The organism is Halegenticoccus soli (assembly GCF_002844195.1).
GTDB lineage: Archaea > Halobacteriota > Halobacteria > Halobacteriales > Haloferacaceae > Halegenticoccus > Halegenticoccus soli.
Window position 1 is genome coordinate 355,112 of sequence record NZ_PEND01000002.1, and the last position, 25,684, is coordinate 380,795.

The window sequence follows — 25,684 nt, forward strand, 5'->3', positions numbered from 1 at the left end:
CTTAGCGCGTGAACTTACCATGAGCGAAGACAAACCGCACCAGAACCTGGCCATCATCGGCCACGTCGACCACGGCAAGAGTACGCTCGTGGGCCGACTCCTCTTCGAGACGGGGAGCGTCCCCGAGCACGTAATCGAGCAGTACCGCGAGGAAGCCGAAGAGAAGGGTAAGGGCGGCTTCGAGTTCGCCTACGTGATGGACAACCTCGCCGAGGAGCGCGAGCGCGGCGTCACCATCGACATCGCCCACCAGGAGTTCGACACGGACAAGTACTACTTCACCATCGTCGACTGTCCCGGCCACCGCGACTTCGTGAAGAACATGATCACGGGCGCGAGCCAGGCCGACAACGCCGTGCTCGTCGTCGCGGCCGACGACGGCGTCGCCCCGCAGACCCGCGAGCACGTGTTCCTCGCCCGCACCCTCGGCATCAACGAGCTCATCATCGCGGTCAACAAGATGGACGTCGTCGACTACGAGGAGTCCACGTACAACGAGGTCAAAGAGCAGGTCTCCCAGCTCCTGAAGCAGGTCCGCTTCAAGTCCGAAGACGCGACCTTCGTGCCGATCTCGGCGTTCGAGGGCGACAACATCGCCGACAGCTCGGACAACACCTCCTGGTACGACGGCCCGACGCTCCTCGAAGCGCTCAACGACCTCCCCGAGGTCGAGCCGCCGACGGACGCGCCGCTGCGCCTGCCGATCCAGGACGTCTACACCATCTCCGGCATCGGCACCGTCCCCGTCGGCCGCGTCGAGACCGGGACGCTCGAACCCGGCATGAACGTCTCCTTCCAGCCGTCCGACGTCTCCGGCGAGGTCAAGACGGTCGAGATGCACCACGAGGAGGTGCCGCAGGCCGGCCCCGGCGACAACGTCGGGTTCAACGTCCGCGGCGTCGGCAAGGACGACATCCGCCGCGGTGACGTCTGCGGTCCCGCCGACGACCCGCCGAAGGTGGCGGAGACGTTCAAGGCCCAGATCGTCGTCATGCAGCACCCCTCGGTCATCACCGCCGGCTACACGCCGGTCTTCCACGCCCACACCGCGCAGGTCGCGTGTACGGTCGAGGAGATCAACCAGAAGCTCAACCCCAAGACGGGCGAGGTCGCAGAGGAGAACCCGGACTTCATCAAGTCCGGCGACGCCGCCATCGTCACCGTCCGCCCGCAGAAGCCGCTGAGCATCGAGCCGTCGGGCGAGATCCCCGAGCTGGGCAGCTTCGCCATCCGCGACATGGGCCAGACCATCGCGGCCGGCAAGGTGCTCGAGGTCAACGAGCGATAAATGCAGCAAGCACGCGTTCGGCTCGCCGGGACGAAGCCGGAGGACCTCGACGAGATCTGCGACGACGTCCGCGAGATCGCGAACAAGACGGGCGTCAACCTCAGCGGCCCCATCCCGCTGCCGACGAAGACGCTCGAGGTCCCGACACGGAAGTCCCCGGACGGCGAGGGCACCGCGACCTGGGAGCACTGGGAGATGCGCGTCCACAAGCGCCTCATCGACATCGACGCCGACGAACGCGCGCTTCGCCAGCTGATGCGCATTCAGGTGCCCAACGACGTCAGCATCGAGATCGTCCTCGAGGACTGAGCACCGCACCGGACGGACGACGCTCTCGAACGCCCCGGTATCGCACCCCGCGGCGTTCGATTCGCCGCCCGTTCGGCTCCGATGGCCGCGCGATAGGCGCTAAGGCGTTTGCGCCATCGTCCTTTTCTTTCGCCGCGACGTCTCGGGAGCGCCGTTTTTGTTCCTCCGGATCCGACGTACCGTATGGGCCGACTCTCGGGCAGTCCGACGGTCGAGACGCTCGTCGCCTTCGTCGTCGTGTTCGCGCTGCAATCGGTCGCCCGACCGCTAGGTCTCGGCGGGCTGTTCGTCCTCGCTCCGCCGCTGTACGAGACTCCGGTCGCGCTCGTCCTGCTCGGGCTCCCGGTCGAGCACGAGACGACCCGCGCGCGGTTCCACGCCTTCTTCCTCGTCACGGGCTCGCTCGCTGCCCTCGCCGAGATCACCGTCGGCGCGCTGTTCGCGCCCCGCGCCGTCGGCGTTCTCGGCGCGAGCGGCGCGCTCTTCGCCCTGCTCGGGTACATGCTGACCGGGAACCCGCTCTCGGGGTCGGCGCTCGACCGGCTGAACCTGAGCCGGCGGGCGCAGCTTCTCGTCTTCGCGGCGGTCGCCGTGGTGATCACCTTCGCGACGAGCGCCCCCCGCGTCGCCCTCGTGGCGCACTTCACCGGCCTGTTGCTCGGTCTGGTCGCCGGCCGGACGCGGCTACTCCGGGTGCGGTGATCGGTTCGGAACCGTCCGCCCGAAACCGACGACGGTTGAAGCGGCGTCCTCGAAACCCCCGACGGCCGTCGGCGGGTGCCAATCGCTGTCGGGCGGCGCGGCGCCGTCGAAACAGAAGCTACAAGTAAACCGGCGGACTTGATTGGAGTGCGGGCTCGTAGATCAGCGGCAGATCGCTTCCTTCGCAAGGAAGAGGCCCCGGGTTCAAATCCCGGCGAGTCCACTTCCTTCCCTCACTTCGTTCGGTCAGTCGTGAACTCGCCGACCCTCGCGAACGCTCCGCGTTCGCTCAGTCCCGGCGAGTCCATCCGGAATAAAAGCGGTTTCGAACGCCCCCTGGGGCCCGTTCCGGCTGACGCTCCCTCGTCGTCCGTGCCCTGGTTCTGGAGGCAGGAGCCGAACATTCATCGGCCCATCTTTTCGGCGTTCAGCGCCGTCAGCACGATTGTCGCGTCCGCTTCCAAGGCTCGCACCTCGACAGAGGCACTCGTCCGGACGACGCCTGACGTCCCGATCGAGAGGTTCCATCGCTACCGGTGCGTCTACCGCAACCTCCGCAGTATCACACGGGAGAACAGCGACATCGACGGCCCGGAATGGTGTCCGAACGGGTGCGAACAGCAGGGAAGGGACGATCAGTAATGCGCGGTCTCGACGACCTCACGCGGGCCGAGATGGGCGGATGTGACGAGTCGGGTCACGAGATGGGGCGGCAGAAGAAGATTCCGGCGAGCGAACTGTTCGACGGATAGCTCAATCGAACGGATTCACCGCCGTGTTGAGCGGCGTCACCCACTCGATGGCGTCAAACTCGGAGTCGAAAGTGTAGATGTATTCGAGTCCGACACGGCGCATGTAGGCGGCGAGCACACCGTCGACGAACGACAGGCTCTGATGGCGCTGGTACAGGTCGACGCCGTTTTTGAAATCGCTCTTCGCCGCGTAGCGAAGCTCGAATCCGGCACTCTCGTTCAGGAGGTCGTAAGTCTCTTCACCCAGCTGATGCGCCCCACGGCTGTGCATGAGGTTCAGCGTCTCCGCGATCACGTAGTCGGTGACGTGAGCTGTGGGTAACTCGCCGCGGTCAATCGCGCGAACGATTTCGAGCGCTCGATCGTGCCGGTCTCCGGAATCTTCGTTCCGGGCGTAGATGATGACGTTGGAGTCGATGAGCGCCGCGCGCATCACTCGCTGCTCGCGTTGACGCCCATCGCGTCGATGTCGTCCTCGGTTACTTCTCCGAGATGTCCGGGTTCGGCGTCTTCCCAGACGCCGTATCGCTGTTTGACGACTTCGACGCGTAGGTGTCCGTCCTCGGTCGCGGTCCACCGGAGCTTGTCTCCCGGCTGGACGTCGATGCGTTCGCGAACGCGCGCGGGGATGGTCGCGGCGTAGTTGTCGTTAATCACCGTTTCGTCGGACGTTTCCCCGGTGTCCTCGGTCCCCATGCTTAGCCGTTTGATCCTCGGAGGGATAAGCAATTGGGGACTCAATTGGATAGGGAATCGTACGAATCCGAACGGACGGTGACACCGCTTATCGAATGGAGACGATCGAGCGAGATCGCTGCGGACGACCGTCTCGCCTCTTGCACTGCCCAGACGCAGGCCAGTTCGGCCTCGACGAGCGACGACTACTACGGCGAGGAGTGACTGATGACGCGCGACCGCGGCACCGTCGTGAAAGGTCCCGACCTCCTCGTCAGGTGTCAGATGATCGGTCTAGCAGTCCTCGTCAGCCGCGTTTTCTTCCTCCGGTCCGTCGTCTGACTCCTCCTCGTTCTGCTCACCGTCGTCGTCACGCTCGGAACTGCCGTCCTGTTCCTCGTCGTCACTCTCGTCGACTTCCGTCATCTCGACGGTGAGTTCCGTATCCCCGTCAACCTCGAAAGAGGAATCGTCGGAGGAGGGTTCGTATCCATCGACCTCGTAGATGTTGTAAGCGTACCTCCCTTGCTCGCGGACGACCCATGACGCCTGCCCGTCTTCGTCGAGCTCTCGTTCGCCGAGGATCTCGGCCTCGGTCCCGAGGAGCGTGATTTTCCCCTGTAACGGTTTTCCATCCCGATCGACGACGGTGATCGTGATATCGTACTCCTCGGGGCCGCTCTCGTCCTGTTCCTCCCCCTCGTTGGAGTCGTCGGCCCAGTGACTCTCGTCGTCGCTGCGGAGGATCTCCTCGCCGTCGGGGTCAAGGATCGCGATCACGTCACTTCCGTCGTCACGAATGAGGCCCCCGTCCGAGTCAAAGTCGACGTCGGCATCGACATCCTTGTAGCCCGTCGCGACCGTCAGCGTCTCACCCGCGCCGATCACGGTCCCGTCTGGGAAGGGTCGATCTTGTTCGTTCTCACCGTTCGCCTCGAAGTCGATCGCGTAGCCCGTCAGGTCGAAGTCACTCTCGGCGGGGTTCTTGAGCACGACATACTCATCTTTCGTGTTCACTTCTGCGAAGGCGAGCCCTGAGTGATCTGAGGCGACTACCGTACTGCCCGCCCCGAAACCCGCGAGACTCAGTGCTGCCCCTGCGCCGATCATGAACCGTCGTCGATTACTCTTCATGCTACGACTATCAGTGCTGCCAACAAGATATTAGTAATTTTTATATAATTTCAGGTATTAAAACACAACGTATTAACAGTTATCGCATGTCTGTTCAGTGACTGTTTTCGAGCGTGATGATCGCTTCTACAACCTAACTCTTGCCCAGCGTAAGCAAGCCGCTCCCGAGCGGTTTGATGTCTCTCTAGAAGGTCCGACGACTCAAAGGATTACACTCGCTTCGAAACGGTGCGGGAGGTAGTTTCCCCCGATCCCCCCGGCGCACACTGACACACCACACTCCTCTGGTGCCGAACCCCGTGTGGGGGATCGTTCTTATCGCTCATATATTATTCGCTTAAAATATAATGAAACTAAAATTCCGGGAGATTTTAATATAGTGGGCGATATCGTGAGTTTGAACGTGCTCAGAGGCACCACGAGGACGTTCACGGTTTGACACACCACCCCTCTGCCCCATTTTGACGGTACCGCGAAAGGCGTTAGAGTCCCTGCCGATGGTTGTGTTCGGCTTGGTCTGCAGCTTGCCGAAGCGAGTGGCCGAGTCGCCTGGCTTGGTAGGCGCTGATCTGCCGGACAAGGTCCTTCGTTTCATCGTCGTTGGTGAGGTACACTCCGCCACAAGGGGATCGATTCTCGAACTCTGAACCGGTCGTGGCTCGGCCAGTTGTTTTCACGGTGGAGGTCGAACGGGGGGTATGCCGTCTGCCGAGTTAGACGAGGTCGATCGGGGGATCCTTCACGTGCTTCAGCAGGACGCGCGTCGCATCACCACGCAGGAGATCGGCGAGAAGGTCGACGTTTCGGCGAGCACCGTTCGCAACCGCATCGGCACCCTCGAACGGTCGGGCGTCATTCGCGGGTACCACCCGAACATCAACTACGAACGGGCGGGTTACCAACTCCACCTCCTTTTCATGTGCGCTGCCCCCGCCACCGACCGGGAAAAGCTTGCGAGAGAGGCGACCGGCGTGAAGGGCGTCGTCCGGGTCGACGAGATCGTGGGGAGCGAGCAGAACATTCTCGTCGAAGCTGTCGCGGCGGACACGGATCAGCTGGGCGAAACGCACGATGGGCTCGCGGAATTAGGGTTGACTATCGCCCACTCGAATATATTCAGAAACCGATACGTCCAGCCGTTCAATCACTTCGGGATCGATCGGGCGACCGACTAAATGTCGTCGAAAAATCCTATTCGTCCTTAACTGTTGCTATTTTCGCAGCCGAACGGCGGAATGCTGCGGACCTGTCCGCGATCGAACTGCGAAAATAGCAACGAATTTCGTGGGGGACGGTTCTTCCTAGCGCATGGACGACCGCCGTAGAACGAGTGGAGAGCGCCCCGAAAGTGACGCGGGAGTTGATGAGTCGGACGACTAGACACGACCGTTAAACTACGAATATTCATGATTACAGCGAAATTCCTCGCCGAGATCCCCCTGCTCCGGCGGTCTCTCTCGTCGGTTCCGAACATGGTGCTAACCGTCGAACCCGGGCAGTTCCCGTTCGTCGGGAGCAAATCTGCCAAACTCCTCGTGTGGGCGACCGGAGACGAGTTCGAGCGCTTCGAAGCGGACGCTCGAGACGATCTCACAGTGATGGGGATCGATCTGCTCGTCAGCGAAGACTCGAGCCGTCTCTACCGAATCGAGTTCCTGAAAGAGGAGCTCGAAGCGCTCTTTGCGACGCTGTTCTACGATCACGATACGATCCTCGTCAAGTGTGAGATCACCGATGCGGGGTGGGAAATCCGGCTGCAAGCGCTCCACAAGTCCGCGATCTCGCTAATCCACGACCGGTTGGAAAGCCGGGACATTCAGGTCCACGTCAAGTCGATCTACTCCGATTCGTACCACAGATCGCCCCGGAACACCCTCTCCGAAAGGCAACACGAAGCGCTCTCGATAGCGTACGATCGGGGCTACTTCGACGTTCCTCGTCGAACCACCCTCGAGGAACTCGCGGAGGAGTTCTCGGTTTCGAGCCAGGCGCTGTCCGAGCGGCTTCGGCGAGGAACGGCGGCCGTCCTCGAAGAGGCCCTCGACGGCTCTACCGCTTAGTTCGACGACCGCGCGTGACGCGACCAAACGGTGCGGACGCGCCGACCGTCACCGCGTTTCCTCGCGCGGGCAACGTATGCCGCTCTCGAGAGCGTCATCAAGCACCGACGTGGAAAGTCGTCAGATTGAGGCGGGCCTACCCTGTACACCCGCGTGGGCATGGACAGGAAGCGTACGGACTCGCGGCTGGATTCGCGAAGCGAGCCGAACGGGCAGGCGAGCTCTCCGCCCGAGCCGGCGGCACCGGCGGAGCTGAACTCGTACCAGTTGGACTGTCTCGCCTGCTCCTACGCCCGGATCGTGGACGGAATTCAGCCCGCGCTCGAAACGAGCATAGAACACGAAGAGAAGCACGGCGACGATCACTTCGTCGAGCTCGAACTGCTCGAGGACTGAGCCGGAGTGGTAGACCAGGTAAATTCACGACTGACCGTGGGGATAATTAACGGCTGACTGTGCAAGCACCACCGTTAAACGGGACTCCCGAGTCCACGTGAACGGCGGGGCGCGGTCGGTGCCCGAGAGGATCCCAGCGAAATCCGTGAAGGTGGTGTGTCAAGCCAATCCTCGAAAACACAGTGAGCGCCTGCCCCCGCCGACTCGCTCTCCGCGTCTCCGAGCGAACATCGGTCCGAGAACCGGACCGTGAGCGTTCCCGCAAAAAGAGAACGTCCACGGACGCCCCGGCCGTTCGAGGCGGGAGGGGCTGTTCGTGTTAGGGACTCTCAGATAGGAGATTTCCGCTTTTGTAGCTGCGGCGCGTGCTTACGGAGGATGGGAGGGGCCTGAGATGGGAGGAACGAGGCGTTACACCGTCACTGTCCGCGGGACTACCGTCGTACTCGTGATCACGTACGACGGGCAGCGCGAGGCGATCCAGATGTGCCCGGATCGGGCCGAGAGTCTGGGCGTCTCTCTGAACCAGGCGGCCGACACCGCTCGAAACAACCGCGATAGCGGCTGAGCGACCGCGGCTTCCGAGGTCGCCGGGGTAGCGCGCGTCCGAAAAACGCGACGAGCGCGGCCCAACCCTCTCCGGTGGACCCGCATCCGGGTCGTCAGCGCGCGACGGCTCGGCCTGCCGGACGAAACCGTTCGCCGCCCCGACTTGCCGTTTGACGCGGGGTTCGGCGGTCGTCTCCCGAGCCGCCGGACAAAAGCGCGCTTCGATGTAAGGCCGGAGACTCATCCGCCCGGACGGTGACGTAGGTGGTACGGGTCGCTCGCAAAGCGCCACCACACACAATGCACGGGGAACTCGCCGACGAAGCCGGAACGCCGACGGGGGACGCGCTCCGGTCGCGAATCGCCCGCTGGGCGCTGCTCGACGGCGACCGGATGGAAGTCTCCGCGGCGCTCGTCGCCGGGATCTTCGGCGCGTTCGTGTCCCTCGCGGTCGCCGGCCTGATCGGCGTCAGCGCCTCGCGGATGATGTGGTTCCTCAACGGCACTATCAACGGGCTCCTCACGCTGATACCGATCACGATCGGAATCAACCAGATCATCCTCTCGCAGGAGCTCAATCCGCTCGGAACGTTCTCCGATCGGTTCGAGCAGACGGTGACGTTTCGCGAGCGAGTCGAAGCGGTCACCGACACGACCGTGAGCCCGTCGCAGGCCTCGGAGTTCTGCTCGGACCTCTTCGCCGCGCTCCGACGCCAGGCGCTCTCCTTCGGGGAGGCGTGCGACGCTATCGACGACACGGATCTGGAGGACGAGGCGTGCGACTACGCGGAGACGGTCGCGGACCTGGCCGAGCGGATGGAAGTCGAGATGGACCGGCTCGACTACGATCTCCTCGACACGTTCCTCGCGCTGCTCGACTACCAGGACACGGAGCAGTTTCACAGGACGCGAGAGCTCCGGAACGCGCACGCGGGGGCGCTCCCGGACGAGGCGACGGAGCGGCTCGATCGAATCGAGGAGCTGTTCAAGGACATCGACACGATCCGCGAGTACCTCAAGACGCTGTCCGTGCAGCGGGAACTCGCACAGCTCTCCCGGGTGCTGCTGTACACGGGTCTCCCGGCGATCGTGGTCGCCGGTCTCACCATCCTCGCGTACAAGAGCGCCCCCGGAATCGCGCTCTCCGACTCCGCCCTGATCCTCTTCGCCGGCGGTGCGTTCGCGCTCTCGCTGCTCCCGCTCGCGGTTCTCGTGGCGTACATGCTCCGCGTCGCGACGGTCGCCAGGCGGACCGCCGCGTTCGGTCCGTTCGTCTCCCGCGACGAGCGCCGTCGCATCCGTCGACAGAACCGCTGACTGTCACCCGCGCCGTCCGTTCGTGTCGCTAGATTATGTTTTTCCCCGACGTAGTAACGGTATGAACTTCCACCTGCCGTCGGTCTACACCCCGGAGGGAGCGTACGAGTACTACCTCGCGTTCATCTTCCTCGCGCTTCTGACGGTCTGTGCGCTCTTCGTCGTGACGGGAATCGTTCAGCTTCCGTGAGCGTGTCGGTGACGACCGCTGTCCGACCACCGCCGTCAGATCACTGTCGTCCGACCACAGCCGTCCGACGACTCCCGCCGACTCCCGCGGCGCTCGACCCGCCCCGAGGATCCGTCAGACCACGCCGTGGTGCTCGTAAAAGCGCCGAACGCGCGGGTCGGCGAGCAGCGGCCGGTACGTCTGCATCGCCTGGATGCTCGGCTTGTTGTTTCCTTCGACGATCGTGAACTCGCCCTCGCCGGTGACGACCACGTCCCAGCCGGCGTACGGCGCCTGCGAGAACGCGTCCGCGATCTCCAGCATCCCCTCGCGGATCTCCTCCCACCCGGGGATCCGAACCCCCTCGATCTGCGCGCCGGTCTCCGGGTGCCTCGCGTGCCAGTCCGTTCCGTAGGCCGGCTTCGTCGTCGCCGGACCGAGTTCGCCGGTCTCGACGTCGATCTCCGACATCACGCCGCCCTGCGACCAGTTGTCGAGCGGCGCGGAGTGCGACGAGCCGATGCGCTGGGTGGCGATCGGAATGAAGGGTTCGTCCGCTTCGTAATCCCACATGGTCATCACCCGGAGCGTGTTGGGCGTGTCGGGGAAGAACGCGTCGGCGTAGTCGGCCTGTTCGACGAACGCGGAGACGAGGTACTCGTCGAGGTCGTCGACGAACGATTCGAACGCCCCCGCGGACGTCGGCTCGCCGTCCACCACGTAGCCGCCGTCCGCCTTCGAGCAGATGTGGACGTCCTTGCCGAAGCCGCCGAAGATGGGCTTCAGCACGAACCGATCGCCCGCCGTCAGCTCCTCGGCGAACCACTCGCCGGCGTCAGTTCCGCCCGGTTCGGCGGCGCCGTTTTCGACCTCGGACCCGACGGTCCCGACCCCCGAGGGGATCGCGGATACCCGCGTCGGCCGGCTCGCCGCCGACAGGTCGGGCGCTCGAAACTCGCCGCCTCTGAGCACGCCGTGCACCGTCGATTGGTGCGCCGGGAACGCCCGCATCATCCAGTGGAACACGAGCTTGTTCTCGAACACCGTCCGCCACCGTCCGTTGATCCGCCCCGTGCGCTGTATCTGCAGATCGGAGAGATACTGCTCCGGCCCGTACGCGTCGAAGTCGTAGAACGCGGCGGTGCGGCTCTGAAAACCGTGTCGCCAGAGCCAGAGCCGTCGTCGCGGCGGCAGTTGGTACTCCGACATCGTCGCGACTTCCCCCTCGATCGCGTTCGCGACCTCGTGGAGCCGCTGCGTTGCGTCCGGTACGGACCGTCGCGCCGCCTTGTAGAGCTTTTCTGCGGCCTGACTCGGATCCATGTCGTCCACCTAGCGTACAGTTCCGACAACTGAATAATTAAATTCGACCATCATTCTCACGTAGCGAAACGAATTTCACGCGATGAGAACGCTCTCCGTCTCAACACTCTCCGTTCCCCGCTGATCCGAGAGCGCGCCGCAAGCGGCGTCCCCGTCCGAGTCGCCGCGGACGCTCAAAGGACGTCGTGGTGCTCGAAGAAGCGCCGGACGCGCCGGTCGGTCAGCAGCGGCCAGTACGCTTGCATCGCCTGGAGGCCCGGCTTGTTGTTCCCCTCGATGATCACGAACTCGCCCTCGCCGGTGACGATCGCGTCCCAGCCGGCGTACGGCGCCTGCGGAAGCGACGCCGTGATCTCCAGCGTGCGCTCGCGGATCTCCTCCCACCCGGGAATCCGAACCCCCTCGATCTGCGCGCCGGTCTCCGGGTGCCTCGCGTACCACTCCATCCCGTCGGACGGCTTCGGCGCCGCTGGACCGAGTTCGCCGGTCTCGACGTCGACTTCGGCCATCATTCCCCCCTGCGACCAGTTGTCGAGCGGCGCGGAGTGCGACGTGCCGATCCGGTGGGCGGCGATGGGAACGAACGGCTCGTCCGCGTCGACGTCCCACATCGTGATCACGCGGAGCGTGTTCGCCGCGTCCGGGAAGATCGCGTCGACGTAGTCGGCCTGCCGAGCGAACTCGGAGACGAGATAGCCGTCGAGGTCCGAGACGAATTCGGCGAACTCGCGGGGCGTCTTCGGGTCCCCGCCGACGACGTACCCGTCGTCGGTCTTCGAACAGATGTGGACGTCGTCGCCGAAACCGCCGAAGATGGGCTTCAACACGAACCGATCGCCCGCCGACACCTCCCGTGCGAACCACGCTGCGGCGTCGATCGGATCGCCCCTCGCCTCCGCACCTCTCTCGGCGTGCGTCGTACCGGACGACTCGTCGGTCGCCGGGACGCCTTCTCGCTCCGACGCCGCGGGCGGACCGATCGGGACGGCGTGCCCTTCCCGGAGCGCGCAGTGGACCGCCGGACGGTTCGCCGGGAACGCCCGCATCATCCAGTGGAACACGAGCTTGTTCTCGAACACCGTCCGCCACCGTCCGTTGATCAGCGGCGTCCGCTCTATCTGCCGGTCGGTGAGATACTGGCTCGGATCGTGCGCGTCGAGGTCGTAGAGCGCGCCGTTCCGGCTCTGAAAGCCGTGCCGCCAGAGCCAGAGCCGCCGGCGAAGCGGCATCGGATAGTTCGATATCGTCGCGGCTTCCACCTCGACGACGTTCCTCACCTCTCTCAACCGCCGCCGCAGCGACGGGAGTGCGCGTCGCGTCGCCGCCCTGTACGCCCTCTCTACGGTCTGGTTCGCGTTCATCTGACGTCCCCGTGAGTTACGGTTCCATCGAACGCACGGTTAGTTCTGTACGCCAGTCTCACTCGGTGAAAATTCTGCCCCGTCGAGCGACCCTCCGAAAGACGGTCACGTCGTAGCGGCGGGTCGTCGCGTGGCTTCGTCGTCCCACCGCGACCCAGATACCCCCGCGGCGTGCGATTTCGCGCCGCGCGTCGGTTTCGCGTTGTTCCCGCGGTTTCCCGACGACGAGGCGTGTGGGCGGTCGGCGGCCGTTTCGGGGGGCGAGTCGAGCTAGGTCGTCGCCCCGTCTTCGCCCCCGCTCGCGTCCGCTTCGTCCTCGACGACCACCAGTCCGCGGCTGTTCACGGCGTGGGGGTCCAGGCCGATCTCCTCCATGAACTGCTTGTAGAGCCGTTCGGCCGTCTCGGCGTCCTTCTGCTTGTCGGAGGCGCGGTCGCAGAGTTCGAGGAGATCCTCCGGCACGTCGTTCTCGTGGACGATCCAGTGGTTGACGAGGTCCGACAGGCGTCGGATCGGGCTGGTGAAGTGCCCGTAGATGTCGAAGTTGAGCGCGTGGTGGCCGCCGAAGGGATCGTTCATGTACTTCGCGCGGGGCATCACCCGAAGCACGGCGCGCTGGATCTTCCTGAGCGCGCGCGGCGGGGCCTCTTCCAGCGCCGCGTTGACCGCCTTTCGGGGGTCGTCGAGCGTGCCGCTCGGGATCTTGACGCCGTCCAGCTCCATGATCTCCCGGAGCGCCTTGTCCCACTGGTCGGGCGTCGGCTGCGGGTGGACCCGGTACATCGCCTCGACGCCGCGGTTCCACATGAGCTCGTGGGTGACGGCCTTGTTGGCCTTGAGCATGCACTCTTCGACGATGGTGTGCGCGCGGTCCCGGCGGGGGTTGAGCACGAGCGAGCCGTCCTCCTTGCGCTGTTCGTGCATCCGATCTGCGAGTTCGAACACGAGCGACACCTCCTCGTGCAGCGGCGCGTCCGGCTCGTCGAGCCGGTTTTCGCACTGGGTGTACGTCAGGCGCTCGTCGCTTCGGACGACGGACTTGTAGATGTCGATAGAGTCGAATGAGAGCGTCTCCCTGTCGACCCGCATCTCGACGGTGTGCGCCAGGCGGTCCTCCTCGGGCACCAGAGAACAGACCGTCTCCGCCAGCACCGGCGGGAGCATGTGCACCGTGTAGGCCGGCAGGTAGACCGTGTTACACCGCTTTACGGCCTCCTCCCACATCGCAGAGTCCGGGTGGACGTAGTGGCTCACGTCCGCGATGTGCACCCACAGAGTGTAGGCGTCGTCGCCCTCCTCGATGCTGATGGCGTCGTCGAAGTCCTGTGCGTCCACGGGGTCCGTCGTCCACGTCGTCAGGTCGCGGAGGTCCGTTCGACCCTCCGCTTCGTCCTGGATCTCCTCCTGGACGCCCTCGGTCCGATCTTTCGCCTCCCGGAGAACCGCCGCCGGGAACTCGTCGCGGAGTTCGAACTCCTCGAACAGCTCCTCGCGCTTGTTCTCCAGGTGCCTGGCCACCTCCGGGGTGATCTCCACGGGACCTTGGCCCTCGGCCGTTCCGGCCTGGGCCTGCGCGTCGTTCGACATAGTTCCGATAAGGGGGGAGAGGTAGTTAGTCGTGTCGGGGTACCGTCGTCCGGTTCGTCCGATCGACGAGTCCGATTTCCATCGAGGAGTCCGATCCGGACCGAGTACGCGCGCTCTCGAAACGGGAAGCTCCCGTTAGCGGCGGAGGTGCGTCACCGTTCCTCGGCCGAGTCGTAGCGCTCCTCTACCGCCCCGAGATACCGCGCGAGGAACTCTTCCTGGCTCGTCCCGTCCTGTTCGATCTCCAGCAGCATGGATTCGAGGCCGTCCCGGGGCTGATGACAGAGGTCACGATAGCACGCCTTACAGAGGTGCTCGAACTCCTTTCCGTAGCGGTCCCAGCGGTTGCCCTCCTTGTCGTACTCGCGCGCCTCCGAGCGGAGGACGGACGTGCCGCAGGCGATGCAGACGACCGTCTTCCGGTCCCGGTTGGTCCGGGGGCGCCACATGGATGGAATCTCGTCGCGCGGTCACTTAGCGTTTGTCACGGCTTCGGGTTCGGTCGACGACGTTCAGTCGGGCGATTATGACCGTATCCGCGACGTTCTCTCGAACCACAATTTGTCGATAAATGCCCTCCTAACCGGGGACTGTTCGACCGGCCGACCGATGCCCGCCGACCGACGGCCGGCTCGGCGCGACTGGTCGCCGGCCGTCGGGAGCGCGCCGCGGTAACGGATAGTTTAACCCTCGGGCGGCCGCACGCTGAGCCATGCAGGTCAAGTCACGTCACCACCTCCGAAGCGACGAGATCAGGGAGCTCGAAGACGTGCTCGCCTCGCAGCTCGGCGTCGAGCTCGACGCCGACACGTACGAGTTCGTCGAGCTGAAGGACTCGCCGTTCGACCTCGTGCTCGTCGACGGCGACCCGCTCGTCTTCTACGTCGACGACGAGCCGTTCCTCACCGTCCGCGGCGCGAACGAGCGCCCGCCGACCCGGGGCGTCGTCACCGTCGACAGCGGCGCTGTGTCGTTCGTCAGCAACGGCGCCGACGTCATGCGACCCGGCATCGTCGAGGCCGACGAGGGGATCGAGGCCGGCGATCTCGTCGCCGTCGCCGAGGAAGCGCACGGCAAGGTGCTCGCCGTCGGCCGGGCCCTGGAGGACGGCGCCGACCTCGTCGGCGACTCCGGCAAGGTCGTCGAGTCCGTCCACTACGTCGGCGACGAGCTGTACGGCTTCGACGTCTGAACCGCCCGAACTCTCCCCATTCCGCCGGATGTCTCTCTCCGGACGCGGTTCGCCCGTTCCTCCTCGGATCACTCCTCGATCGGCGAGCCGCGCGGCGACGCCTCGCGGCTCGTCACGTACACCGCCGGCCGGCGGCGGACGAACTCGTCGACGAAGGCGTCGACGACGACCGCCGCCTGGAGGCCCAGGTAGAGCGGGAGCGTGATCGGTACGAGGTACTCGCGCGGGTCGTGCGCGCGGCCCGCCCGCGCGTCGCGGAGAAAGACGGCGTAGGGCAGCAGTAGCGCCGCCGCTGCGGCCGCGGTCGACGCTGCGAGGGCGGACGGCGGCGGCGCGGGCGCACCGCCGAGAACCGACAGCGGGACGAGCGGCGACGCGAGCGCGAGCGCCGGGAGCGTCAGGACGGTGCAGAACGTGTAGAGCGCGTCGAGCCGGACCGTCGTCGGCAGGTCGGAATCGGCGGGGAGCCGCGCGAGGTACCGCCGGGCGACCTGCATCCCCCCGCGGGCCCACCGCTTGCGCTGGCTCCACCAGGCGGCGAGCGTTTCGGGGTTCCGCTCGGCGGTGACGATCCCCGGATCGACGCGGATCCGCCCGCCGCGGGCGTGGATGCGCGCCGCCATGTCCAGGTCCTCCAGGAGCACCGTCTCGTCGAACGGGCCGAGCGCGTCGAGCGCGGCCCGCCGAAAGAACGCCTGCCCGCCGGTGAAGAGGTCGAACCCGCCGCTCGCGTCCCGGGCGACGAACTCGATCCGCTCGACGACGTGTCGCTCGACCGTCGCGTGGAGCGCGACGAGCGACGCGGCGGCGTTCGTGCCGTAACAGCGGCCCTTCACGCACCAGGTCCCTCCGTCGGCGAGGAACCACCCCGCCGCGCGGCGGACCGCGCCGGGTTCGAACCGCTGGCCGGCGTCGATGCTCGCGACGATCTCGCCGCGAGCGCGCCGGAGCGCCCGATTCACCGCGGCCGCCTTCCCGGCCGGCGGGGCGTCCCGCCGGACCGCCTCGACTCGCGGGCTCTCGGCGGCGAGCCGCTCGGCGATCGCCGGCGTGCCGTCAGTCGACGCCGCCTCGTAGCCGACGACGACGTCGAGCCGCTCGGGCGGATACGACTGCCGGAGGCAGGCCGAGACGGTTTCGGCGAGCGCGTCGGCCTCGTTGTACGCGGTGACGACCACGGTGACGCTCGGGAGCGCGGCGTCGGAGTCGACCTCGGGCGGCCTGTCCGGCTCTCGGAGGGCGAACAGCGCGGAGAGGAGCATCCGGATCGCGAATCCCGTCGTCGCCGCGAGAATCAGCCCGGAGAGCAGGCGCGCGTACTCGCCGACGGCGAGGGCGGGGACGACCAGCCCGCCGCCGACGAGCGCGGCGAGCGCGGCGGTGCCGACGGCGTCCCGCGCCGAGCGCGCCGCCTCGGCGGGCGTCAGCACGTCCATGGGTCACTCGCCGCCGTCTCCCCCCTCGTCGCGGAGCCGCGATCCGACCCAGGTCCCCAGGGTGAGCCCGTAGATGAGGTGGCTGACGTGGAAGACGAGCGACTCGTCTGGCTCCAGTGACATCCCGAGCAGGCGTCCGAGCACGACGCGGGTCCCGAAAACGGAGAGGATCGCCCCGAACAGCGCGCCCGCGGCGACGCCTCTTCCCTCGGTCGGGGGGCGCTCGCTCGCCCGCGCCAGCGCGGCGAAGACGCAACCGCCGCCGACGCCGTACAGCAGGTGCAAAAAGAGCGCCACGACCGGGTAGTCCGACGGTTCTCCACCCCCGACGTACGTCGCCCAAAACTTCGCCGTGGGCGGAAGCGAGCGGGCGATCGGAAGCCGGTAGGCGGTCATGACGAGCGTCGCGAGCAGCCCGCCGACGACGCCCTCCTCGATCGTTCGCGCGGCGGTCCGTCCACTCGGCCGTCGGCGCGTGGGTCGGAGTATGCGCACGTCGGTTCGTTTCGACGGGACGGCCGTTATCCCTTCGGCCCGCCGACCGGACGGTCCGGCGGCGCGAACCGTCTGACGTAAGAACTAATGGCACCCCGGCGAGTGTAGGGCTCATGGGTATCATGAGCAAAATCCTCGGCGGGGGTGGTGCCCGCAGCACCGAGGACTACGTCGAATTGGACCTGGACGACTTCGACACCGCCCGCGGCGAGGCGGGGATGACGGTCCACATCGCCGAAATCGGCGGCCAGCAGGACGTGGTCGCGATCAAGGACGCGGTGTACGACGGCGACTTCGTCATCGCCGACATCACCCGCCTCCGGACGCGGGACCGCACGGTCGAGCACATCATCGACGAACTCCGGCAGGTCGCCCGCGAAGTCGACGGGGACATCGTCCAGAAGGGCGACGACCAGCTCATCGTCGCGCCGACCGGCGTGACCATCGCCCGGCGGAAGCTCGGCGCTAAGACGCGATAACGCGGACGTTCCGGATCGAACAGTCTCGTCCCGGGTCGGACGATCCCGTTCGGTTCCGTCGTCGATTCTGCCTCCGTTCTCCCGACTCCTCGCGTTCTCGGCCGGTTCGCTCCCGGCTCTCGGTGCCGTCGAAGCGCGGAGCGGGTGTGCTTCGGTCCATCACAATCAGGTTAAGTGCGTCCGCCCCCGAGGGTGGATCAGATGACGAGTCGCGAGCATCCGGTATCGCTGGCCGCACAGGCAGGGACGGGGACGCTTCCGATCGGGTGTCCATGAGCAAGGAGTACATCGAGGTCCGGGGCGCGGAGGAGCACAACCTGAAGGATCTCGACGTTCGGATCCCGCGGGAGTCCTTCAACGTCGTCACCGGCCTGTCGGGGTCGGGCAAGTCCTCCCTCGCGTTCGAGACGGTTTACGCCGAGGGGCAGCGGCGGTACATCGAGTCGCTGTCAGCCTACGCCCGGAACTTCCTCGGGCAGATGGACAAGCCGCAGGTCGAGTCCGTCGAGGGGCTCTCCCCCGCGATCTCGATAGATCAGAAGAACGCCGCGAACAACCCGCGTTCGACGGTCGGCACCGTCACGGAGCTGCACGACTACCTCCGGCTCCTCTACGCCCGCGTCGGCACCCCGCACTGCCCCGAGTGCGGCCGCGAGGTCGGCGAACAGAGCGCCCAGCAGATGGTGCGTCGACTGCTCGAACTCCCCGAGGGGACGCGGGCGATGATCGCGGCCCCCGTCGTGCGCGATCAGAAGGGCGCGTTCGAGGACCTGTTCGACGAACTCGTCTCTGAGGGGTACTCCCGCGTCGAGGTCGACGGCGACATGTACGACCTCACCCTGGAGCGCCCCGATCTGGACGAGAACTACGACCACACCGTCGACGTGATCGTCGACCGCGTGAAGGTGACGGAGGAGGCCCGCTCGCGCGTCACCGACAGCGTCGAGACCGCGCTGGAGGAGGCCGGCGGGGTGCTCAAGGTGATCCTCCCCGACCCGCCGGAGGGCGTCCACCTCGGGACCGTCGCGCGCTCGACCGGCGACCTCGCCGGCGAGGGCGACGACCGCCTCGTCGTCGAGTTCTCCGAGGAACTGGCCTGCACGCACTGCGGCATCGACTTCTCCGAGATCGAGACGCGGAGCTTCTCGTTCAACAGCCCGCACGGCGCGTGTCCGGAGTGCGAGGGCATCGGCAACACGAAGGAGATCGACGAAGACCTCGTCGTGCAGGATCCTTCGAAGCCCCTGAAACACGTTTTCGAGCCGTGGAGCTACAAGCGCTCGTACTACCGGACTCGGATCGACTCCGTCGCGGATCACTTCGGCGTGAGCGTCGACACGCCGTGGGAGGACCTCGACGCGGACGTCCGGCGGCAGTTCCTCCACGGCACCGACCGGCAGGTCGTGTTCAAGCGGACGACGCGAAACGGCGTCCGCCGGAAGGAAAAGCGCTTCGAGGGCGTCATCCCGAACCTCGAACGCCGGTACGTCGAGACCGACAGCGAGGGCACCCGCGACCACATCGAGGAGTACATGGCGGTCACGACGTGCCCGGCCTGCGACGGCACGCGCCTCAAGCCGCAGAGCCGGTCGGTCCTCGTCGACGGCACCGCCATCACCGAGGTCAACCGCATGAGCATCGGCGACGCTCTCGACCACTTCGAGGGAGTAGAGGCCGATCTCACGGAGCGCGAGCGGGTCATCGCCGAGGAGATCCTCAAGGAGATCCGCGCTCGGTTGGGATTCATGACGGAGGTCGGCCTCGAATACCTCACGCTCGACCGCGAGGCCTCGACGCTCTCGGGCGGCGAGAGCCAGCGCATCCGCCTTGCGACCCAGGTCGGCTCCGGCCTCGTCGGCGTGCTGTACGTCCTCGACGAGCCGTCGATCGGCCTGCACCAGCGCGACAACGACAAGCTGCTCGACACGCTGGAGGGGCTGCGCGACCTCGGGAACACGCTGCTCGTCGTCGAGCACGACGAGGAGACGATGCGCCGGGCGGACAACGTCATCGACATGGGACCCGGCCCCGGCAAGCGCGGCGGCGAGGTCGTCGTGCAGGGCGACTTCGACGAGGTGTGCGCCTGCGACGAGAGCCTCACCGGCGACTACCTCGCCGGCCGCAAGGAGATCCCCGTCCCCGACGCGCGTCGGGGGGCCGACGGCGAACTCGTCGTCCGCGGCGCGCGCCAGCACAACCTGAAGGACCTGGACGTGCCAATCCCGCTCGGGACGTTCACCGCCATCACGGGCGTTTCCGGGTCCGGCAAGTCGACGCTGATGCACGACGTCCTGTACAAGGGGCTCGTCCGCGAGATGAACGACAACACCTCGGTCGATCCCGGCGAGCACGACGCCATCGAGGGGATGGACGAGATCGAGACGGTGCGCCTCATCGACCAGAGCCCGATCGGGCGCACCCCCCGCTCCAACCCCGCGACCTACACCGGCGTGTTCGACTACGTCCGCGAGCTGTTCGCCGAGACGAAGCTGGCGAAGCAGCGCGGCTACGAGAAGGGCCGCTTCTCGTTCAACGTCAAGGGCGGACGCTGCGAGGAGTGCGGCGGGCAGGGGACGGTGAAGATCGAGATGAACTTCCTCTCCGACGTGTACGTCCCCTGCGAGGAGTGCGGCGGCGAGCGCTACAACGACGAAACGCTCGACGTCACCTACAAGGGCAAGACCATCGCCGACGTGCTCGCGATGGACGTCGAGGAGGCCTACGAGTTCTTCGAGGCGAACTCGCAGATCCGCCGGCGGCTCGAGCTGTTGAAGGACGTCGGGCTCGACTACATGCAGCTCGGCCAGCCCTCGACGACGCTCTCCGGCGGCGAGGCCCAGCGCATCAAGCTCGCGGAGGAGCTGGGGAAAAAGCAGACCGGCGACACGCTCTACCTGCTCGACGAGCCGACGACCGGCCTCCACAAGGAGGACGAACGGAAGCTCATCGACGTCCTCCAGCGGCTCGTCGACAACGGCAACACGGTCGTCGTCGTGGAGCACGAGCTCGACCTCGTGAAGAACGCCGATCACGTCATCGACCTCGGGCCCGAGGGCGGCGAGGGCGGCGGCGAGATCGTCGCGACGGGCGCGCCCGAGGAGGTCGCCCGCGACGACGAATCCCACACCGGTCGGTACCTCCGCGACCTGCTGCCCGAGGTGGAGATCGAAGGGCCGCGCTCGGACCGACGCAAACCCGCGAAGGTGGCGAGCGACGACTGAACGCGGTCCGTCGTGATGACGGACGAAAGAAAGATAGAGATTCGCGCGACGAGACCGATCACCCGCGCCCGACGGGTCAGCCGTCAGACGCGGTATGGTCCGATGGAGTGGCGAACAGGCGGTGCCTGCCGAACTCGCGGGCGGCGCACCGCACTCCCGCCTCGACCGACCCGCGACGAAGCGTCACATTCGAGACGGGTTGGTCGCCTTCTGGTTGATAAACCTTCGCACCGCTTCACATCCAGCGCAGAAGCCGCTCGCGGGTCGATCAGTGCCGACAGGCGACTGCTTCGAGCGCCCGCCGTCTCGTTTTTGCCCGCCGCGCCCGAAGTGTGCGGTATGCCCACCGTTTACGCCGCGCTGGATGACGCCCTGCTCGTCGTCCGCGGCGACCCCGGCGACCGCACCGCCGACAGAACGCTCGACGATCACGACCTCGACTGCCTCGCCGTCGCGCCCGGCGCCGGCGAAAACGGCGACCGCGTGTTCTGCGGGACGTTCGACGCCGGCCTGTGGCGCAGCGAGGACGGAGCCGACTCGTGGGAGCGCGTCGGCGAGGGAACCGTCGGGAACAAGGTGATGTCCGTCGCGGTCAATCCCGACGATCCCGACGAGGTCTGGGCCGGGACGGAGCCGAGCGCCGTCTATCGCTCGACCGACGGCGGAGAGGCGTGGACCGTGCGGGAGGGACTCACCGACCTGCCCTCCGCGTCGTCGTGGTCGTTCCCGCCGCGCCCGTACACGCACCACGTCCGGTGGATCGAGGTGGATCCGGCGGATCCGGCGCACCTCTACGTCAGCATCGAGGCCGGCGCGCTCGTCCAGACGTTCGATCGCGGGGAGACGTGGGAGGACCGCATGCCCGATTCTCGACGCGACAACCACAGCCTGACGACCCACCCCGAAGCGCCCGGTCTCGCGTGGGCCGCCGCGGGCGACGGCTACGCCGAGACCGTCGACGGCGGCGCGACGTGGTCCCACCCGCAGGAGGGGCTCGACCACCGCTACTGCTGGAGCGTCGCGGTCGACGCCGAGGATTCGCGGACGGTCCTCGTCTCCGCGGCCCGGGGGGCGCGCTCGGCGCACAACCCGGCGAGCGCCGAATCGTACGTCTACAGGAAGCGCGGGGACGAACCCTGGGAGCGCTGTGACGCCGACCTCCCGGCGGGAGAGGGGATGGTCAGGGCCGTCCTCGCCCGCGGCGACGACGGAGGCGAGTTCTACGCCGCGACGAACCGCGGGCTGTTCGAGACGGCGGACGCGGGCGAGACGTGGGAGGCGTTCGACGTCGAGTGGCCGGCGGCGTTCGAAGAGCAGACGCCGAGCGGACTGCGGGTGGTCTTCTGACCGGCCGGTTCGCACCCCGTCGCCCCGACTGACGCGCGACCGCGTCGCAGAGCGACGGTCGCGACGCGGCCCGACTGACAAGCTATTTACTCCGCCGGGAAGCAGAGGCGCGCATGTACGACTTCGTCGTGGTCGGCGTCGGGCCCGCCGGCGCGCGCCTCTCGCGGCGCGCCGCCGAGGCCGGATACGACGTGCTCGCCCTGGAGAAGGGAGAGGTCGGCACGCCGCTCGCGTGCTCGGGCCACGTCAGCACGGACGTCTGGTCGTTCGTCCCCGACGGCGCGAAGGACCGCCTCCTCCAGAACCGCGTCTACGGGGCGAACTTCCGGGTCGGGGGCCCCGACAGCGACGCGCACCCATTCTACAAGAACGAGGAGGTGTCGAACGTCGTCGACCGGGTCGAACTCGACCGGACGCTCGCCGAGGCGGCCCGCGAGGCCGGCGCGGACGTGCGCGAGGGACACACCGTGACGGCGGTCGAGGAGCACGCCGACCGGGTGACCGTGACGGCGAGCGTCGGCGGCGAGCGCCGGACGTTCGAGGCGCGAATGGTCGCCGGGTGCGACGGTCCCGTCTCCCGGGTCCGCCGGGCGGTCGGCCTCCCCGAACCCGCCGAGAAACTCCACGGCGTCCTCGCGTTCGACGACGAACCGGACTTCGGCGACTACGTCGACGTGCACCTGACCGTCCCGCGCTTTTTCGCGTGGCGCATCCCGCGGGGGGACGCCGGCGTCGAGTACGGACTGGCCGCGCCGCCGGGGCGCGAGGTGAACGAGCTCTTCGACCGGCTCACGGCGGCGTACGGCGTCGAAACCGACCGCTTCTGCTCCGGGGCGATACCGATCGGACCCCCGGAGACCGTCACCACCCGCCGGGTCTTCCTCGCCGGCGACGCCGCGGCGCAGACCAAACCGTTCACCGGCGGGGGCATCCTCTACGGGATGACCGCGGCGGACCTCGCCGTCCGGGTGATCGATCCGGATCGCCCGCGGACGCTCGCCGAGTACGAGCGGGCCTGGCGGGACGCGCTCGCGAACGAGATCCGCCTCGGCCACCTCATTCGCCGGGCGTACTCGCTTCCGGCCCCCGTCCAGCGGGCCGGGCTGCGAGCGCTCTCCGGCGAGATCGGCGTCCACATGGACCGCCCCTCGTCGTTCTTCTCCCGCGAGCACCTCCGGGCCGCCCTCTCGTCGATCGCCTGAGCGCGCCGCTCCGGTCGTGCAACCCCCCTGTTCATTCTCTTTCACGATAATGTTATGTAGCCGAAGAATCGATAGCGCTACGAGCGATGGTGGCGAGCGAACAGGGGGACGGTTCTCTCACGTCGACGGCCAGATCCATGGCGGAAGCGCTCTGTGCGGGATTTCGGGCGCACGACGACGCTCGGTACTCGGACGCGGTGGAGGCGTTCTACGCGGTCGACCGCCGGCAGTTCCCGCGCCTGGAGGACGCCGACGTCCGCGACGGGGCGACGGCATACGCGGACGCGCTCTGGGCGAAAGACGCGGCGGAGTCCGAGTGTCGGAACGCCGACGGGACCCTCCGCGCCGTCGACCTGGCGGACGCGGACTGGGGGGCCGTGCATCGGTGTTTCCGCCGGCGCGCGGACGCGCTCGGGATCGATCCGGCGTACGCGAAAAAGAGCGCTCTCGCCTGGCGGCGCCACAAGACGGGCGGCGACTACTGGACGCCCATGCAGGAGGCGCAGCTGTACGAACTCCGCGCCGCCCTGGGGACCGACCGGTACCCGGACAAGCCGAGCGAGGGACAGTCCGGGTTCGGCCCGGAAGCGGCCCGGTACGCGCTCGGCGTCGAACTCCACGACATGCACACGTCGCACCACTGGGCGCAGGCGGTCGCGGTCATGACGCCGTACTACGAGCGGATCCTCCGCGAGCACCGCGACCGGGATCGGCGCGACGCCGCGCGGTCGTCACCACGAAGTATTTGAACCGACCCCTCGACTTTCGAATATGTCCACGGACTTCGCCCCGCTCGTCGACCGCGCCCGCGAGGTCGCCGGCGAGGCGCTGTTAGGCGTCGGGCGATACGACGGCGACTCCTACGAGGTGCTGTACATCAGCGCCGAGTTCGCGGCCCGCTACCCCGCGGAGCGGCTCGAAAAGATCGCCCACGACATGTACCTCGAACACCTCTCGAACGAGTACCAGAAGACCCTCCTCTACGACTTCGGCGAGCTGCACGCCACGGTCAGGCTGTTCGACGGCGGGATCGCGATACACGTCCCGATGTCCGAATCGACCGGCGTCGCTTTCGGCGTGGAGGCGACGACCCTCTCCGTCGCCGAGGACCTGGTTCGAGCCTGCCGCGAGTACGCCGATTGAAGCCGACGGAGCTACTCGTATCGGGGGAGCCGCGCCGACCGGACGCTCCCTTCGACGAACGGCAGGGAGCCGCGCTCGGCGGGCACGTCCCGGCCGTCGACGCGGACCGAGAGGGCTGCGTCGGCCTCCAGGCCGAACTCGACGAGGGCGAGCGCGATCGGTTCGTCCCTGCTGGGGCTGTGGACCGCCCGCGTGACCTCGCCGACTGAGGAATCCCCGCGAAACACCGCGGCCCCCGTTTCGGGAAGCGCCTCGGGGAGCAGCCCGACGAGCCGGGTGCTCGGGCGACCGCGGTTCTCCACCTTCGAGACGACCTCCTGTCCGACGTAACACCCCTTCTCGAAGTCCAGCGCCGTCCGGAGCCCGAGCGCGTTCGGAACCCGCCCCTCGAGCTCCGTCTCGAACAGCGGGGTGCCCGCTTCGGTGGTGAGCGTTTCCCAGGTCCGGTAGCCGAACGGCGCCGCGTTCAGGCCGTAGTTGAGCAGCGCGTCGAAGACGTCCGCCGCGTCGGCGGCGGCGCAGACGACCTCGTACCCCTCCTCGCCGGTCGGCGCGTCGGTCGCGACGACGGTCACGCCGGCGTCGCCGATCGACCCGCGGACGAACGTCAGCGCCGGCTCGGGCGCGCCGGGGCCGGTGAGGACGCTCGCTATCTTCTCCGTCGATTTCGGCCCGTGGACGCCGAAGACGCCGAAGTCCGCCGAGGCGTCGCGTATCTCGACGTCCTGGATGAACACCTTGCCGGACCAGTCGTCGACCAGCGGTCCGGCGACGTCCGGAGGGGTGAAAAGCAGGAGTCGCTCGCCGGCGTTGTAGACGTACATGTCCGTCTCGATTTGACCCTGCGGGTCGAGAACGAGCGCGTAGCACCCCTCCCCGTCGGCGGTCGGGACGCGGTTGGTGACGACGTTGTCGACGTACTCGACGCGGTCGTCGCCCTCGACGACGACGACGCCGTAGCCCATCTCGACGACGCCCGCGGCGTTTCGGACCGCCTTGTGGGTTCGTTCGGGACGCCCGTAGTCGCGGACGACTCGCCGCCCGCCGCGCTCTTCGAACGTCGCCCCGTGGTCGGCATGGAGGTCGCCGATGACTGTCATCGCTCGTGTCGTGGGCGGCGAGCGATAAAACGTGGTGGTATCCTGTCAGAGTCCGAACCGCTCGCGCACGGCGTCGAAGATGCTCTGATCCGACGGGGGGTCCTCGTCGGGGTCCGGCACGACCCGCTCGTCCGGCATGATGACGACCCGCTCGCCGCTCTCCTCGACGGAGATCAGGTCGTCCGCTTTGAGTTCCGCGAGCGCCGATTCGAGCGAGTCGATGTCGGCGTCGACCGCTGCACGGAGTTCGAAGACGGTCATCCCCTCCTCGGCGCGGTCGACGAGCGCGTCGAGCACCGCGACCTCCGTCTCCCCCCGGTTCCGATACTGCCGCTTCGCTCTCATACCCTATGCATTGGCGGCCGCCGATTTACGTTTAACTCAGGCGCAGTGCCCGAACGCGGCCCGGTCGGCCGCCGTCTGCCGGGCGTCAGACGCCGAGGGGGT

The 25,684-nt window shown here is 67.0% G+C and carries 27 protein-coding genes, 1 tRNA gene and 1 pseudogene; 18 read left to right on the top strand and 11 right to left on the bottom strand.

What is annotated here, in order from left to right; translation table 11 throughout:
• The first annotated feature begins 19 nt into the window (after nt 1-19).
• The 4 genes from tuf (at nt 20) to CNO20_RS06760 (ending at nt 2,522) form a co-directional block, all read left to right on the top strand.
• Nucleotides 20-1,288, top strand: a complete 1,269-nt coding sequence (tuf, locus tag CNO20_RS06745; RefSeq protein ID WP_101295369.1) for a translation elongation factor EF-1 subunit alpha — start codon at nt 20-22, stop codon at nt 1,286-1,288.
• Nucleotides 1,289-1,597, top strand: a complete 309-nt coding sequence (rpsJ, locus tag CNO20_RS06750; protein WP_101295370.1) for a 30S ribosomal protein S10 — start codon at nt 1,289-1,291, stop codon at nt 1,595-1,597.
• A gap of 183 nt (nt 1,598-1,780) precedes the next feature.
• Nucleotides 1,781-2,299, top strand: coding sequence for a rhomboid family intramembrane serine protease (locus tag CNO20_RS06755; protein ID WP_101295371.1), 519 nt, complete (start codon nt 1,781-1,783; stop codon nt 2,297-2,299).
• A 151-nt stretch (nt 2,300-2,450) separates the two neighbouring features.
• A tRNA-Ala gene (locus CNO20_RS06760) sits at nt 2,451-2,522 on the top strand.
• A gap of 530 nt (nt 2,523-3,052) precedes the next feature.
• On the opposite strand, the gene CNO20_RS06770 is transcribed toward CNO20_RS06760, so the two are convergent.
• Nucleotides 3,053-3,484: a type II toxin-antitoxin system VapC family toxin gene (locus tag CNO20_RS06770; protein ID WP_101295373.1), complete on the bottom strand. Its 432-nt coding sequence runs from the start codon at nt 3,482-3,484 to the stop codon at nt 3,053-3,055.
• Nucleotides 3,484-3,747 carry an AbrB/MazE/SpoVT family DNA-binding domain-containing protein gene (locus CNO20_RS06775; protein ID WP_101295374.1) on the bottom strand — a complete coding sequence of 88 codons (264 nt, stop codon included), beginning with the start codon at nt 3,745-3,747 and terminating at the stop codon, nt 3,484-3,486. Before CNO20_RS06775 ends, CNO20_RS06770 begins: the two co-directional genes overlap by 1 nt.
• A 114-nt stretch (nt 3,748-3,861) precedes the next feature.
• Between CNO20_RS06775 and CNO20_RS24265 the strand changes: the two are divergent.
• A pseudogene (locus CNO20_RS24265) lies at nt 3,862-3,951 on the top strand (MarR family transcriptional regulator); the annotation flags it as partial.
• 69 nt (nt 3,952-4,020) lie between these two features.
• On the opposite strand, the gene CNO20_RS06785 reads toward CNO20_RS24265, so the two are convergent.
• Entirely contained in the window at nt 4,021-4,836 is an 816-nt protein-coding gene (locus CNO20_RS06785; protein ID WP_158237371.1) for a lamin tail domain-containing protein, read from the bottom strand.
• Between the two features lie 722 nt (nt 4,837-5,558).
• Between CNO20_RS06785 and CNO20_RS06790 the strand changes: the two genes are divergently transcribed.
• The 6 genes from CNO20_RS06790 (at nt 5,559) to CNO20_RS24060 (ending at nt 9,372) form a co-directional block, all read left to right on the top strand.
• Entirely contained in the window at nt 5,559-6,035 is a 477-nt protein-coding gene (locus tag CNO20_RS06790) for an Lrp/AsnC family transcriptional regulator (RefSeq protein WP_101295376.1), read from the top strand.
• A 231-nt stretch (nt 6,036-6,266) separates the two neighbouring features.
• Nucleotides 6,267-6,920, top strand: coding sequence for a helix-turn-helix domain-containing protein (locus CNO20_RS06795; RefSeq protein WP_101295377.1), 654 nt, complete (start codon nt 6,267-6,269; stop codon nt 6,918-6,920).
• A 159-nt stretch (nt 6,921-7,079) separates the two neighbouring features.
• Nucleotides 7,080-7,316 (top strand): hypothetical protein, encoded by a 237-nt coding sequence (locus tag CNO20_RS06800; RefSeq protein WP_101295378.1) that lies wholly within the window; start codon nt 7,080-7,082, stop codon nt 7,314-7,316.
• Nucleotides 7,317-7,710: 394 nt separating this feature from the next.
• Nucleotides 7,711-7,884: a hypothetical protein gene (locus CNO20_RS22930; RefSeq protein WP_158237372.1), complete on the top strand. Its 174-nt coding sequence runs from the start codon at nt 7,711-7,713 to the stop codon at nt 7,882-7,884.
• A gap of 281 nt (nt 7,885-8,165) precedes the next feature.
• On the top strand, nt 8,166-9,182 hold the full coding sequence (locus CNO20_RS06805) for a DUF7972 family membrane protein (RefSeq protein WP_101295379.1): 1,017 nt from the start codon (nt 8,166-8,168) through the stop codon (nt 9,180-9,182).
• 61 nt (nt 9,183-9,243) lie between these two features.
• The gene (locus CNO20_RS24060; protein ID WP_269844124.1) at nt 9,244-9,372 is read left to right on the top strand and encodes a hypothetical protein; all 129 of its coding nucleotides are present in this window, start codon (nt 9,244-9,246) and stop codon (nt 9,370-9,372) included.
• Nucleotides 9,373-9,486: 114 nt separating this feature from the next.
• Here CNO20_RS24060 and CNO20_RS06810 read toward each other — a convergent pair whose 3' ends face one another.
• The 4 genes from CNO20_RS06810 to CNO20_RS06825 form a co-directional block, all read right to left on the bottom strand.
• Nucleotides 9,487-10,674, bottom strand: coding sequence for a sugar-transfer associated ATP-grasp domain-containing protein (locus CNO20_RS06810; RefSeq protein WP_143423158.1), 1,188 nt, complete (start codon nt 10,672-10,674; stop codon nt 9,487-9,489).
• 173 nt (nt 10,675-10,847) lie between these two features.
• Entirely contained in the window at nt 10,848-12,035 is a 1,188-nt protein-coding gene (locus tag CNO20_RS06815; RefSeq protein WP_101295381.1) for a sugar-transfer associated ATP-grasp domain-containing protein, read from the bottom strand.
• A gap of 270 nt (nt 12,036-12,305) precedes the next feature.
• Complete coding sequence (locus tag CNO20_RS06820; RefSeq protein ID WP_101295382.1) at nt 12,306-13,622, bottom strand: RNB domain-containing ribonuclease; 1,317 nt, start codon at nt 13,620-13,622, stop codon at nt 12,306-12,308.
• 152 nt (nt 13,623-13,774) lie between these two features.
• Complete coding sequence (locus CNO20_RS06825; protein ID WP_101295383.1) at nt 13,775-14,071, bottom strand: DUF7562 family protein; 297 nt, start codon at nt 14,069-14,071, stop codon at nt 13,775-13,777.
• A 263-nt stretch (nt 14,072-14,334) separates the two neighbouring features.
• Here CNO20_RS06825 and CNO20_RS06830 point away from each other — a divergent pair, with 263 nt between their 5' ends.
• On the top strand, nt 14,335-14,814 hold the full coding sequence (locus CNO20_RS06830; RefSeq protein WP_101295384.1) for an RNA-binding protein: 480 nt from the start codon (nt 14,335-14,337) through the stop codon (nt 14,812-14,814).
• Between the two features lie 68 nt (nt 14,815-14,882).
• Here the strand turns inward: CNO20_RS06830 and CNO20_RS06835 are convergent, their stop codons facing one another.
• Together CNO20_RS06835 and CNO20_RS06840 are read right to left on the bottom strand one after the other, a co-directional pair.
• A complete protein-coding gene (locus CNO20_RS06835; RefSeq protein ID WP_101295385.1) occupies nt 14,883-16,250 on the bottom strand; it encodes a glycosyltransferase family 2 protein in 1,368 nt (455 codons plus the stop codon).
• 3 nt (nt 16,251-16,253) lie between these two features.
• Nucleotides 16,254-16,745: a hypothetical protein gene (locus CNO20_RS06840; RefSeq protein WP_101295386.1), complete on the bottom strand. Its 492-nt coding sequence runs from the start codon at nt 16,743-16,745 to the stop codon at nt 16,254-16,256.
• Between the two features lie 113 nt (nt 16,746-16,858).
• On the opposite strand from CNO20_RS06840, the gene CNO20_RS06845 reads away from it, so the two are divergent.
• From CNO20_RS06845 to CNO20_RS06870, 6 genes are all read left to right on the top strand, one after another.
• A complete protein-coding gene (locus CNO20_RS06845; RefSeq protein WP_101295387.1) occupies nt 16,859-17,224 on the top strand; it encodes a cell division protein SepF in 366 nt (121 codons plus the stop codon).
• Between the two features lie 272 nt (nt 17,225-17,496).
• Complete coding sequence (gene uvrA / locus CNO20_RS06850; RefSeq protein WP_101295388.1) at nt 17,497-20,445, top strand: excinuclease ABC subunit UvrA; 2,949 nt, start codon at nt 17,497-17,499, stop codon at nt 20,443-20,445.
• A gap of 339 nt (nt 20,446-20,784) precedes the next feature.
• A complete protein-coding gene (locus CNO20_RS06855; protein WP_101295389.1) occupies nt 20,785-21,792 on the top strand; it encodes a WD40/YVTN/BNR-like repeat-containing protein in 1,008 nt (335 codons plus the stop codon).
• A 113-nt stretch (nt 21,793-21,905) separates the two neighbouring features.
• On the top strand, nt 21,906-22,994 hold the full coding sequence (locus CNO20_RS06860; RefSeq protein WP_101295390.1) for a geranylgeranyl reductase family protein: 1,089 nt from the start codon (nt 21,906-21,908) through the stop codon (nt 22,992-22,994).
• 137 nt (nt 22,995-23,131) lie between these two features.
• Complete coding sequence (locus CNO20_RS06865) at nt 23,132-23,743, top strand: hypothetical protein (RefSeq protein WP_199174754.1); 612 nt, start codon at nt 23,132-23,134, stop codon at nt 23,741-23,743.
• Nucleotides 23,744-23,765: 22 nt separating this feature from the next.
• Nucleotides 23,766-24,137 carry a DUF7522 family protein gene (locus CNO20_RS06870; protein WP_101295392.1) on the top strand — a complete coding sequence of 124 codons (372 nt, stop codon included), beginning with the start codon at nt 23,766-23,768 and terminating at the stop codon, nt 24,135-24,137.
• Between the two features lie 11 nt (nt 24,138-24,148).
• On the opposite strand, the gene ygfZ is transcribed toward CNO20_RS06870, so the two are convergent.
• On the bottom strand, nt 24,149-25,237 hold the full coding sequence (gene ygfZ / locus CNO20_RS06875; protein ID WP_101295393.1) for a CAF17-like 4Fe-4S cluster assembly/insertion protein YgfZ: 1,089 nt from the start codon (nt 25,235-25,237) through the stop codon (nt 24,149-24,151).
• Nucleotides 25,238-25,282: 45 nt separating this feature from the next.
• Nucleotides 25,283-25,582 (bottom strand): DUF6432 family protein, encoded by a 300-nt coding sequence (locus tag CNO20_RS06880; protein ID WP_101295394.1) that lies wholly within the window; start codon nt 25,580-25,582, stop codon nt 25,283-25,285.
• Between the last annotated feature and the right edge of the window lie 102 nt (nt 25,583-25,684).

Coding starts and splice junctions, on each gene's coding strand:
- CNO20_RS06835 (WP_101295385.1), bottom strand. CDS start 16,250: ATGGACGTGCTGACGCCCGCCGAGGCGGCGCGCTCGGCGCGGGACGCC.
- rpsJ (WP_101295370.1), top strand. CDS start 1,289: ATGCAGCAAGCACGCGTTCGGCTCGCCGGGACGAAGCCGGAGGACCTC.
- CNO20_RS06755 (WP_101295371.1), top strand. CDS start 1,781: ATGGGCCGACTCTCGGGCAGTCCGACGGTCGAGACGCTCGTCGCCTTC.
- CNO20_RS24060 (WP_269844124.1), top strand. CDS start 9,244: ATGAACTTCCACCTGCCGTCGGTCTACACCCCGGAGGGAGCGTACGAG.
- CNO20_RS22930 (WP_158237372.1), top strand. CDS start 7,711: ATGGGAGGAACGAGGCGTTACACCGTCACTGTCCGCGGGACTACCGTC.
- tuf (WP_101295369.1), top strand. CDS start 20: ATGAGCGAAGACAAACCGCACCAGAACCTGGCCATCATCGGCCACGTC.
- CNO20_RS06800 (WP_101295378.1), top strand. CDS start 7,080: ATGGACAGGAAGCGTACGGACTCGCGGCTGGATTCGCGAAGCGAGCCG.
- CNO20_RS06845 (WP_101295387.1), top strand. CDS start 16,859: ATGGGTATCATGAGCAAAATCCTCGGCGGGGGTGGTGCCCGCAGCACC.
- CNO20_RS06790 (WP_101295376.1), top strand. CDS start 5,559: ATGCCGTCTGCCGAGTTAGACGAGGTCGATCGGGGGATCCTTCACGTG.
- CNO20_RS06815 (WP_101295381.1), bottom strand. CDS start 12,035: ATGAACGCGAACCAGACCGTAGAGAGGGCGTACAGGGCGGCGACGCGA.
- CNO20_RS06775 (WP_101295374.1), bottom strand. CDS start 3,747: ATGGGGACCGAGGACACCGGGGAAACGTCCGACGAAACGGTGATTAAC.
- CNO20_RS06830 (WP_101295384.1), top strand. CDS start 14,335: ATGCAGGTCAAGTCACGTCACCACCTCCGAAGCGACGAGATCAGGGAG.
- CNO20_RS06825 (WP_101295383.1), bottom strand. CDS start 14,071: ATGTGGCGCCCCCGGACCAACCGGGACCGGAAGACGGTCGTCTGCATC.
- CNO20_RS06870 (WP_101295392.1), top strand. CDS start 23,766: ATGTCCACGGACTTCGCCCCGCTCGTCGACCGCGCCCGCGAGGTCGCC.
- CNO20_RS06855 (WP_101295389.1), top strand. CDS start 20,785: ATGCCCACCGTTTACGCCGCGCTGGATGACGCCCTGCTCGTCGTCCGC.
- CNO20_RS06805 (WP_101295379.1), top strand. CDS start 8,166: ATGCACGGGGAACTCGCCGACGAAGCCGGAACGCCGACGGGGGACGCG.
- CNO20_RS06795 (WP_101295377.1), top strand. CDS start 6,267: ATGATTACAGCGAAATTCCTCGCCGAGATCCCCCTGCTCCGGCGGTCT.
- ygfZ (WP_101295393.1), bottom strand. CDS start 25,237: ATGACAGTCATCGGCGACCTCCATGCCGACCACGGGGCGACGTTCGAA.
- CNO20_RS06810 (WP_143423158.1), bottom strand. CDS start 10,674: ATGGATCCGAGTCAGGCCGCAGAAAAGCTCTACAAGGCGGCGCGACGG.
- uvrA (WP_101295388.1), top strand. CDS start 17,497: ATGAGCAAGGAGTACATCGAGGTCCGGGGCGCGGAGGAGCACAACCTG.
- CNO20_RS06865 (WP_199174754.1), top strand. CDS start 23,132: ATGGCGGAAGCGCTCTGTGCGGGATTTCGGGCGCACGACGACGCTCGG.
- CNO20_RS06785 (WP_158237371.1), bottom strand. CDS start 4,836: ATGATCGGCGCAGGGGCAGCACTGAGTCTCGCGGGTTTCGGGGCGGGC.
- CNO20_RS06820 (WP_101295382.1), bottom strand. CDS start 13,622: ATGTCGAACGACGCGCAGGCCCAGGCCGGAACGGCCGAGGGCCAAGGT.
- CNO20_RS06860 (WP_101295390.1), top strand. CDS start 21,906: ATGTACGACTTCGTCGTGGTCGGCGTCGGGCCCGCCGGCGCGCGCCTC.
- CNO20_RS06770 (WP_101295373.1), bottom strand. CDS start 3,484: ATGCGCGCGGCGCTCATCGACTCCAACGTCATCATCTACGCCCGGAAC.
- CNO20_RS06880 (WP_101295394.1), bottom strand. CDS start 25,582: ATGAGAGCGAAGCGGCAGTATCGGAACCGGGGGGAGACGGAGGTCGCG.